The organism is Salinivirga sp. (assembly GCF_035268865.1).
Classification (GTDB): domain Bacteria; phylum Bacteroidota; class Bacteroidia; order Bacteroidales; family Salinivirgaceae; genus Salinivirga.
This window is the reverse complement of sequence record NZ_DATFKB010000126.1, coordinates 1-10,745: the sequence shown is the minus strand read 5'-3', so window position 1 is coordinate 10,745 and position 10,745 is coordinate 1. Positions and strand designations below refer to the sequence as shown.

Here is a 10,745-nt window from a genome sequence, read left to right as displayed (position 1 = left end):
TACAGCAGACAACAATCTCGTAGATTTTGCGCTCGTACCTTCAGAAGCCATTACTTTTGAAACAGAAATACCTGAAAGCATCACTTTAAGTGGCGATGTGGACTGGTTCCGCTCGAACAACCAGGCTTATGAAGGCAGTTATAGTGTCGAATCCGGAGATATTAGCGACGACCAGGTAAGCACAATGACCCTAACCGCAACCACAGAAGCGGGCACCATTAGTTTTTACAGAAAAGTATCATCTGAATCAGACTATGATTATCTTAAATTTTATATTGACAGCACAGAGCAAGACATATGGAGCGGTGAATCTGACTGGGAGAAATTCTCTTACAACATTACAGCGGGATCACATACATTTACATGGGAATACGAAAAAGACGGATCAGTAAGCAATGGAAGTGATTGTGGCTGGATCGACTACATAGAGTTACCTTCTGATGCCATAGCTACTTATGATTTAACCTTTGTAGTTACAAACGGAGCAACAGCCATCGAAAACGCTACAGTGAGTCTTCCCGGGTATGGAAGTCAAAGCACCAACGCAAGCGGCGAAACCCAGTTTACCGACGTATATGCCACATCAAACGCTTCTTTGGCCTATACTGTAGAAGCCGCAGGCTTTGAGGCTGTGGAGGGAACCATTGCAGTTACAGAGAACAAAACCATTACAATTGACATCAACAGCAGCATGGCAGTTACCCCGAGCAGCCTTGATTTTGGAGATGTTACCACAGACGAATCGAGCGAATTGTCTTATGATCTTACAGCCTCTGGATTAGCTAACGACCTAACAATAACAGCTCCGGAAGGATACATGATTTCTGCTACAAGCGGAAGCGGTTTTGCATCTTCCATTGTCGTTCCACAATCATCTGGCACCATAGATCAAACTGTTTTTGTACAATTTAACCCGGTTACAGAGTCCAATTACACCGGATTAATCTCCAACGAGAGCGATGGAGCTCCTGCACAATATGTAGAGGTAACAGGAAACGGGATTGCACCCAACACGCCCAATATTGTAATTTCAGAAACTTCTATGGATTTTGGACAGGTAACCATAGGCGAAGACTCTGTACGAACTTACTCGGTTTCGGGAAGCGACCTCACAAATAATGTTGTAGTAACCGTCTCTTCAGATGGTCCATTTGCAATTTCAACAGATGGCACCTCTTATACCAACAGCATAACACTTACGCAAAGTGGCGGCACATTAGCCGAAACTGATATTATGGTAAAGTATGCTCCTACCCAGGAAGGGCCTTTTGGTAATGAAATTATTCATGAAAGCACTGATGCCAACGCACGTACACTGAGCTTGTCCGGAGACACACCTGTAGGCATTGATGATATGAAGAATAAAATCTCCATTTATCCAAACCCTGCGACCAATCATTTGACAATAAATAATGCAGAGAATCATAAAGTCATATTGTATGATGTGAGTGGCAAGCAGCAATTGACTAAAACTATTGACAGTAATCAGCACACAATATCACTGAATGCATATAAAAAAGGAGTTTATGTATTAAAAATCTTTGGACCAAACAACGTCAGCACACTAAAATTTGTAAAACAATAGCCTAATCAAAGAGGCTGTCCAAAAAGCATTCGAAGAAGTCATTCCGAGTTCCCGCCACCACAAATAACTGGGGTGGTAAAATGAGAATGATGACAGAATACACAGAGGCAATTAGTGAGGATTTCGCTCAAAGCGAAGCCCTCACTTCTTATTTTCAGCTTCTTACAAGAATCCCGTATATGATAGAGGCAAAAATTCTTAAATTTAGTAATGCAGAATGACGTATAACTTTTTCAGGTTTATGATTGGAATTCATATTCTAAATCTTTTAAATTATTTCACGCCACAATCGCCACGAAAAATACGCTACGAACGCTACGAGTCCAACGTTGCAGTCGCTGCGCCTTCGTTGCGAACGTTGCGTGAAACTTTTTTAGATACGTCATTGGTAACGAAGTGAAGGAACCGCAGCATGAAGTGCAAGCTCAGCGCAGCTAATCTCTTTCTTTTAGTAATCAACAGATTGCTTCGTCGTTCCTCCTCATAATAGACGTTGAGTTTTGACTTTTTGGACAGCCTTTTTTTATCAATTAAACATATTTCTTTCCGAACTTATCTCCCACATCTTTTACAAACTGTTTTATCATTTGCTCATTTTGTTTGCGGCAAATTAATAACGCCTGCTCTTCTTCTACCACAATATAATCATCCAGTCCTTCAATAACCGCCACTTTATTGTCAAGCGCCCTTACAATACAATTGTTTGAATTATAAAAAAGTGTTTGATTACTATTGCTGGTGTTATTTTGACTATCTGTATCTGAAAGTTCATGCAGGGCACTCCATGAACCCAGGTCAGACCAGCCAATATCTGTACTGATTACCACAACATTTTTGGCTTTTTCCATCACACCATAGTCAATGGAAATGCTTTGGCACTGGTCAAAGATTGTCTCTATTGCATTTCTTTCCGTTCCGGTATTGAAATCAGGCTCATAAGTTTCAAATTGACCATACATTTCGGGTAGATGCTGCTTCATACTGGCCAAAATTGAGTCCACTGACCAAATAAAGATCCCTGCATTCCAAAAATAGTCTCCGCTGGCAAGAAAAGACTTTGCTGTTTCTAAATCCGGTTTCTCACGAAAAGCATCCACAGAAGATAGTTGCCATTTACCTGAGTCCTCTTTAATCACTTTAGCATCTGACTGGATATAGCCATAACCTGTTTCAGGTTTATGCGGCTTAATACCAATAGTTAGCAAAACATTGTTTTGACTTACATAATTGAAGCCTTCCTGTACTACCCTGGCAAATAAATCTTCTTTAAGTATAATATGGTCTGAAGGTGCCACAAGAATATTCGCATCCGGGTTTTGTTTCTTTATTTTAAATGCACCATAAGCAATGCACGGGGCGGTGTTCTTACCCTTTGGCTCACTTAAAATATTTTCCCCGGACATTTGAGGGATCTGTTTTGCAATGGTATCAGCATATTTTTTATTTGTAATAATCAGAATGTTTTCTGAAGGGCATATTTGAGTTATGCGCTCGAATGTTTGCTGAATGAGTGTTTTTCCTGTGCCTAGTACATCAAGAAACTGTTTTGGCTGTGCTGTTCTGCTCCATGGCCAAAATCTGCTCCCTACTCCTCCAGCCATAATAATGGCGTAATTATTTTGCTTCATATATTTAAGTTTTTATTGCATTTGATAACCACAAATCGTTCGATCAACACTTACGATTTAATCAGGTAAAAATAAAAAATCTATCAAACAGATAATTTTCAAAATAAAGAAATCGCATTTTATATATAAAAAGAGGCTACCTGTGGCAGCCTCTAAAACATGAAAACAAGTGTTATTATTTAATAATCATCTGTCTGGTCAATTGTTTATTGCCGTTTCTGAAAACTACAAAATACACTCCGGAGCTCATATTTGTTACATCAAGTTCTGCATTATCTGAACCGGCTTGCATAACCTTATGCAACTTACCATTCATATCAGTTATCATAATCATACCCGTATACCCGTCTGGAGTTTTTATATGAACGCTATATGCTGCAGGATTAGGATAAATTGCAAAAGACTCGTCCATGTTTGCCTCAATTCCTGTGAGGTAACGTACATTCACTGTCCAGACCCTTACATTAGCTTCATTCTGTGAAGTAACAGTATACGAAACCGGAGTTGAGAAATCATTTACAGTTGTACCACTTTCCTGCAATACACCATCAACCTTGGCCACAGCCCCTGAACTGAGCTCAAAATTAGCCACAAGCTCCTCTCGCGATGTCCCGGATGGGATATCGACATATATACTGTTCGAGTTGTTGTAAATTGTGGTTTGTTGTTCAGAAGGTGGTATATCCTGGAAATAGTACGACAAAATTTCTGCTGAAGCATTCTGGTTTGTGGTTACCTGTACGGTCCAATCTTGCGTATCGGTGCCGTTTTCAGCAACAATGGTGTATGTGACCGGATTACTGAAATCTACAATATTTTCGCCGCTCCATTGTATTTCGTTGCCAATATAGGCTATTGCACCATCTGACAAATAAAACATTGGAATTAATGCCTCAACGTCGAGATCTGGTGATAGGTTTACAGCAATGGTTTGTGTTTCATAATTAATTTCAGCAGGATTGGTTTGTCCATAAAAGCCAAAATATTCAAACAGTGTTGCATTGTTCATATCACCTTCTACGGCTACATCTACATACCACGTTTTTGAGGCACCATCAGCCGGGTTAAGACGATAGGCTACAATTTGTGTAAAATCATTTACTGTTACGCCACTCTCCTGAACTGTACCATTAACCGTAACAGTTGTACCGGCAGCAACTTCAAATGTGGCTGCAAGGCTGGTTATATCGGTACCGGCCGGCATCTCCACTCTAACAAAGGCATTTGCCATGTCAATTACGCCATCCTGTCCGTCAATACTATAGGAGATAAAATCAGCAGGTGAAATGGTCTGTTCGCTCACTGTAACTGTCCAGTCGGCAGTTGTGGAGCCATCCTGTGCGGTTATGGTATATACCACTGGATTTGTAAAATCATTTACAGTAACGCCACTCTCCTGCACTTCTCCTTCAACGGAAGCAGTTGCACCCACCGAAAGGGTAAAATCAGCTACTAATGCAGACAGATCAGTTCCCATTGGCATAACCACATTCACGGTTTGATTTACGGGATTAACATCTGCAGAGAGCTGGTCGGGTATGCTGTAGGTTAATATCTCTGTTTCTGAAGAAGCTACCGTAGTAACTGTAACGGTCCAATCTTTTGTAGTAACTCCGTCTTGAGCTGTAACAGTATATTGTACCGGATTTGTAAAATCATTTGGGGTCGATCCGCTAACCTGCTCTACACCACTAACAGTTGCAGTAGCGCCGGTTGACAATGTAAATTCAGCAACAAGACTGGTCAAATCTGTCCCAAGCGGAACCTCCACATCTACTGTTTGCGCACCGGGATCAATAACTGAGTTAATTTGACCGGGAAGTGAATAGCTCAAAATTTCAGCCTCATCTGAAGCATTAGTTGTTACTGTAACTGTCCACTCAGTGCTTGTAGTTCCATCTTCAGCTGTTACGGTGTATACAACAGGATTCGTAAAGTCATTGGCCGTAGTGCCACTAACCTGATCCACACCGCCAACGGTAGCTGTAGCTCCCGACGAAAGTGTAAATTCAGCTACTAAATTAGTCAAATCAGTTCCGACAGGCATCACAACATCAACTGTTTGTTCACTTGCGTTTATTTGCGAACTCTCCTGGTTCGGGATTTCATAGGTTAAAATATCGGTATCATTTGAAGCATTAATGGTTACAGTAACGGTCCAGTCTACTGCGGTAACGCCATCTTCTGCCGTCACGGTATACACTACAGGGCTGGTAAAATCGTTTGCACTGGTTCCGCTCACCTGTTCCACACCGCCAACTGTAGCAGTAGCTCCGGGCGAAAGTGTAAATTCAGCTACCAAATTGGTTAAATCAGTTCCTGCGGGCATCACAACATCAACGGTTTTTTCACTTGAGTTTATTTGCGAACTCTCCTGGCCTGGGATATCATAGCTTAAAATATCGGCACCATTTGAAGCAGCCTCCTGCACTGTAACTGTCCAGTCTTGAGTAGTTGTACCATCTTCAGCTGTAACGGTATAAACCACAGGATTTGTAAAATCATTTGCTGTGGTTCCGCTCACTTGCTCAGTACCATCCACGGTGGCTGTGGCACCTGCTGAAAGGGTAAAATCGGCTACAAGGCTTGTCAGGTCTGTCCCCGCAGGCATGGTAACTTCTATAGTTTGGTTTTGTGTATTGATGTTAGAACCGACCTGATTCGGAATGCTGTAATCAATAATTTCTGTCGCATCTGAAAGCTCTACATTAACTGTAGCCGTCCAGTTTTTGGTAGTTGTGCCGTCTTCGGCTGTCACAGTATACACAACGGGGGCTGTAAAATCATTAGCTGTGGTTCCGCTTACCTGCTCAGTACCGCTTACTGCAGCAGTGGCACCGGGTGACAGGGTAAAGTCAGCCACAAGGCTGGTTAAGTCAGTACCCTGGGGCATTGTAACATCAATTGTCTGATTATTGGCATCAATTTCAGAAGTGGTCTGATTTGGGAAACTGTATGATATTATCTCGGCTTCACTACTTGCAGGTAATTGTTGAGGTTCAACGTTAACCCATATCGCCGGAGTAGCTTCGGCATACTCTACCGCTCCATCAATAACCAACACACAACGCAAATCATAGGGTGCATAGCTGTCCGGGTCATTGGCTATGGTAATGCGCCCCTCGTCTGTTTGATCATTGCCATTGAAAATGTAAAGCATAAATAGATATTCGCTTTCATTACTAATGGTCATAGGACTAATTAGCGACATGGTTAACATTGAATTGAGATCATCACTTGTCAAATTTTTGGGATTTGTTTGAGCAATACCACTTGAAAGATCCCATAGTCCTGTACTTTGGTTTCTTGGATGAACAACACCCACAAAGGTGGCATTCCCATTTTCAATTACGCCTGTAAAATCATCTTTAAGATAGGTCGTCATAGAATTTACCTGGTATGGGTCGCCAGCAGGTTCCGGGAAATAAACAGCTATTCCAACGCCATCCTGATTGCCTGCACTAAGTGTATCAACCAGGGTAAAAGAGCCTGACAAGTTGTTTTTATCGGCAAATCCATAGGTGCTGTCTGAAAGCACATAATTAAAAGTAGTTTGGTTGTTGGCGGCATTGCCATCATTTGCACTTATCAGATTAGTCGAAAGGGCATAATCATTTATTTCCTGATAGTTCACAGCCTGACCAAAAAGAATGGTATCAGACTCGCCAGTAGAGAGGGTATAATTACTGGATTGATCAAAAACTACATTGGCAGCGCCTGAGGGATCGGCAGTTAAGGTAAGCTCCCAGTCAAATGTAATAGCATCTTCGCCGGGGTGCGATACGGGTAATCCTATCGGATCAAAACCATTGAAAAGATGCACGGGCATATAATGATACCCACCCCAGTAGGGTTTTGTTTGATCCTGAAAATTATAATCCGGCACTGTGCCTTTAATAGCTGGCCAAACATTTGTTACGCCAAGATCGACATCCTGTGCTTTGATCGGGCCATAATTTAACAAAATGGCCATAAGCAAAAACGAAAAAAGTAGTTCTCTTATTTTCATGGGTGTTAATTTATCGTTGCAATTAGAGTAAATGTACAAATGATTCCTTAATTCATAAAAACAATTTGTACAATGATCCTATTTTCAATACATTTATAACAAAACTAATTAAAATATATCATTACCAGCACTAACCTTCAAACAGTCTTGATTGCCAGGTATCTCGTCTTTTCATTTCATTTGATATCCAGTCGGCAATTTGATGGTTTTTTACACCACTCCACATCTTTACAGCTAAAAGGTCTGGCTTTGACTCAGATGCAAAACGCTCAATCACCACCTCCGGATTCATTTTTTCTGTAAAGTTAATACAGATATCAATGTATTCTTCTACGGGAAATAACCTGATTTGATATGTTTTCTGCTTATAAATTTTCTCAAGCCCGGTATTTTTCACAATCTGCAATTGGTGAAGTTTCACTGTATCTAAAGGCAACTTCGAGATTTTCAGTGCATGTTGATCAATATCTTCCCTTGTTTCGCCCGGAAGGCCTAAAATCAGGTGCCCTCCAAGATGTAATCCTCTGCGCTTTACCCTGTCAACAGCATCTAAAGTATCTTCCCATTTATGCCCCCGGTTCAGCAATTTAAGCGTATCATTTAATGTGGATTCAATGCCGATCTCTATACCAACAAAAAGTTCTTTATTCAGTTCAGACAACAAATCAAGCACGGGCTCGCCCAGGCAATCGGGTCGGGTTGCAATTATTAATCCTTCTACAGCAGGATGTGCTATTGCCCGTCTGAAAATAGCGGATAATTCATTGACGGGGGCATGTGTGTTGGTATGCGACTGAAAATATGCAATAAAACCGGTTCCGGGTTTGCGGTTTGTGAACTTACTTATGCCTTGCTCTATTTGAGCAGCAATATTTTCACGTTCAAACTTATAATTAGGATTAAAACTGCTGTTATTACAATAAATACAGCCTCCCCGGCTTTTTGTACCATCGATATTCGGACATGAAAAACCAGCATCTATGGAAACTTTTTGCATAGGTTTACCAAAAACCGTTTTTAAATAATCGGAATATCGGTTGTAGGGGTGATTAGCGCTGTACTTCAAAGAATACTGCCTATCCATTGCTTGCTAGTTTTGCCACTTCAGCAGTGAAATTTTCTATATCCTCTCTGGTGGTATCAAATGAGGTCATCCAGCGAACTTCGTTTGTTTGCTCATCCCAGATGTAGAAAAAATACTTCTCCTGCAATATTTCGGTCCATGGTTTGGGAATTATTGCGAAAACACCATTTGCTTCAACGTTACGGGTAATTTCAACCTGTTCTATGGGTGCTAATTTCTCCTTCAGGAGCTGCGCCATGCTGTTGGCATGCCGGGCAGACTTAAGCCATAAATCATCCTTAAAATAGGCTTTAAACTGAGCAGAAACGAAACGCATCTTTGAAAAAAGCTGCATATGCTGCTTACGCAAATATTGAAACCCTTTTGTAAGTTCCTGATTAAAGAAAATTACCGCCTCACCCATTATTAAACCATTTTTGGTGCCTCCAAACGATAATAAATCCACGCCACAATCGCGGGTAAACGCCCTGAATGACATATCGAGACTTGCTGCTGCATTGGCTATCCTGGCGCCATCGATATGCAAATACATTCCGTGTGTATGTGCCAGGTCTGCAAGCTCTTTAATCTCTTCAGGGGTGTATACCGTACCCATTTCTGTGACCTGACTAATGCTGATAATACCCGGCTGGGAATGGTGCTCAAAGCCAAAACCCTTTAAATGAGGCCTAACCCGGTCTGGTCGCAATTTGCCTTTGTCATTAGACACGGCAATTATTTTCGATCCGGTAATTTTTTCAGGGGCGCCACATTCATCCTCATTAATATGTGCCGTATCGGTACAAATAACCGAATTATATGACCTTCCCGCGGCCATAATACTTAAAACATTTGCAGCTGTACCATTAAAAACAAAATTGACAGAAATATCATCGCCAAAAATTTGCTTAAAGAGCTGTTCTGCTTCATTGGTATAAACATCGTCGCCATAACCGGTAACATGTCCCTGGTTAGCATCAATCATAGCAGCCAACACCTGTGGATGAGCTCCGGCATTATTATCACTTGCAAACCCCTTTTTTATCATAACAAAAAATTTTTATCATTATGCACAAAAATAGCAAAATCAAAAGCTTTTGATATTCAGAATCAAAAGAAATCTGTTTTGCACTCAGTAAATGATAATGGAATTACATAAAAAAAACTTTTTAACTACATTTGGAGTATAGATTGAGCAAAAAATGAAACATAGTACACGACTGATATACTTTCTTTTAATAATGCTGATTCATAATTTTGCTATGGGCCAGCGACCAGGCAAGGCTTACCGGACAGGGAAATCGGCCTATGAAAACAAAGAATATATAAGGGCCATAGGATGGCTTGATGTGGCAATTAATTCGCAAAAAAAGAAATACAATGATGCCTATATTTATCGTGCTAAGAGTCATCTTGCCCTGGATCGTGAAGAAAAAGCCTTAAAAGATTTTATTATTGCAAGCAAGCTATTCCCCAACAATTATAAAAATGCATTGCAAGCCTCGAGATTATCATATAAACTTGGCAAACACAACCAGGCTTTGCAATATGCAACTACAACCCTCGATAGAGATAGCGCTAATTTTGATGCCCTAAAACTTCAGGCATTGGCACTAATCCATACGGGTAGTTCTGAAAGTGCATTAATTGTGTGCGAGCGCGCACAAAAATTGAACGAAGACGCCGAACTGCTTTATGCTAAGGCATTAGCATCAGACTCACTAGGATTAAACGACTATGCAATAGCCTACTACAACGAAGCCATTAAAATAAATCCGGTCTACAAACCTCCTTACCATGATTTGGGCAGACTACTTGTTAAAAACGGGTACATTGATAAGGCCATTGACATTTTTTCACAGGCAGCCAGAAGATTTAATGACATCGAAAGCTACCGCCTGAGAGCTATTTTATATAACGTAACAGGCAATACCCAGGCGCAAATAAAAGATATTACAAAAATAATCACCCTCAATCCGGCGCGAATAGATTTATATTACACAAGGGCTGAACTCTACAAAAAAGTAAACCAGCTGCAAAACGCACTGGTTGATATATCTTATTACCTCAAATGGGACACAACTTCTGCAAATGCATGGCTTCTTAAAGGTAAAATACTGAAAGAACTATATATGAAATCAGAAGCTATTCAGGCTTTTATAAACGTGGATAAATACACAACAGACTCCGCAATGCTCAAATACGCAGAAAGTAGTATTTATGAACTCAGAAAAGAACAATACCCGCCACAAATAATTGTAACGCATCCCGAAGGACCGGGTCAAACGACCATTGCCATAAGTCGAAACCAACAAACCTTACAAATAAAAGGAGTTATAAAAGACGACAGTCCGATTGCTGAATTATTAATAAGCGGGAAAAATGTGCCCATCAAAAACAAGAGTTTTGATCACCAAATTGTGTTAGATACAATGCACATCGTAATAAAAGCAACCGACA

6 protein-coding genes are annotated in these 10,745 nt (G+C 40.7%); 2 read left to right on the top strand and 4 right to left on the bottom strand.

The window, feature by feature from the left end:
* Nucleotides 1–1,585: T9SS type A sorting domain-containing protein (locus tag VJ937_RS07670; protein ID WP_324066315.1), on the top strand; the 1,585-nt coding region annotated here is incomplete at its 5' end.
* A gap of 530 nt (nucleotides 1,586–2,115) precedes the next feature.
* Here VJ937_RS07670 and VJ937_RS07665 read toward each other — a convergent pair.
* The 4 genes from VJ937_RS07665 to VJ937_RS07650 all read right to left on the bottom strand — a co-directional run bounded on the left by VJ937_RS07665 (nucleotide 2,116) and on the right by VJ937_RS07650 (nucleotide 9,333).
* On the bottom strand, nucleotides 2,116–3,213 hold the full coding sequence (locus VJ937_RS07665; RefSeq protein ID WP_324066314.1) for a mannose-1-phosphate guanylyltransferase: 1,098 nt from the start codon (nucleotides 3,211–3,213) through the stop codon (nucleotides 2,116–2,118).
* A gap of 175 nt (nucleotides 3,214–3,388) precedes the next feature.
* Nucleotides 3,389–7,222: a T9SS type A sorting domain-containing protein gene (locus tag VJ937_RS07660; RefSeq protein WP_324066313.1), complete on the bottom strand. Its 3,834-nt coding sequence runs from the start codon at nucleotides 7,220–7,222 to the stop codon at nucleotides 3,389–3,391.
* A 130-nt stretch (nucleotides 7,223–7,352) separates the two neighbouring features.
* Nucleotides 7,353–8,306 carry a TIGR01212 family radical SAM protein gene (locus tag VJ937_RS07655; RefSeq protein ID WP_324066312.1) on the bottom strand — a complete coding sequence of 318 codons (954 nt, stop codon included), beginning with the start codon at nucleotides 8,304–8,306 and terminating at the stop codon, nucleotides 7,353–7,355.
* The gene (locus VJ937_RS07650; RefSeq protein ID WP_324066311.1) at nucleotides 8,299–9,333 is read right to left on the bottom strand and encodes a low specificity L-threonine aldolase; all 1,035 of its coding nucleotides are present in this window, start codon (nucleotides 9,331–9,333) and stop codon (nucleotides 8,299–8,301) included. The genes VJ937_RS07655 and VJ937_RS07650 overlap by 8 nt, the downstream gene beginning before the upstream one ends.
* 154 nt (nucleotides 9,334–9,487) lie before the next feature.
* Here VJ937_RS07650 and VJ937_RS07645 point away from each other — a divergent pair.
* The coding region (locus VJ937_RS07645) for a tetratricopeptide repeat protein (RefSeq protein WP_324066310.1) at nucleotides 9,488–10,745 on the top strand (1,258 nt) is incomplete at its 3' end.

Bases quoted from the DNA above. Each gene is read 5' to 3' on its own strand.
- VJ937_RS07665 (WP_324066314.1), bottom strand. From the start codon at position 3,213: ATGAAGCAAAATAATTACGCCATTATTATGGCTGGAGGAGTAGGGAGC.
- VJ937_RS07655 (WP_324066312.1), bottom strand. From the start codon at position 8,306: ATGGATAGGCAGTATTCTTTGAAGTACAGCGCTAATCACCCCTACAAC.
- VJ937_RS07660 (WP_324066313.1), bottom strand. From the start codon at position 7,222: ATGAAAATAAGAGAACTACTTTTTTCGTTTTTGCTTATGGCCATTTTG.
- VJ937_RS07650 (WP_324066311.1), bottom strand. From the start codon at position 9,333: ATGATAAAAAAGGGGTTTGCAAGTGATAATAATGCCGGAGCTCATCCA.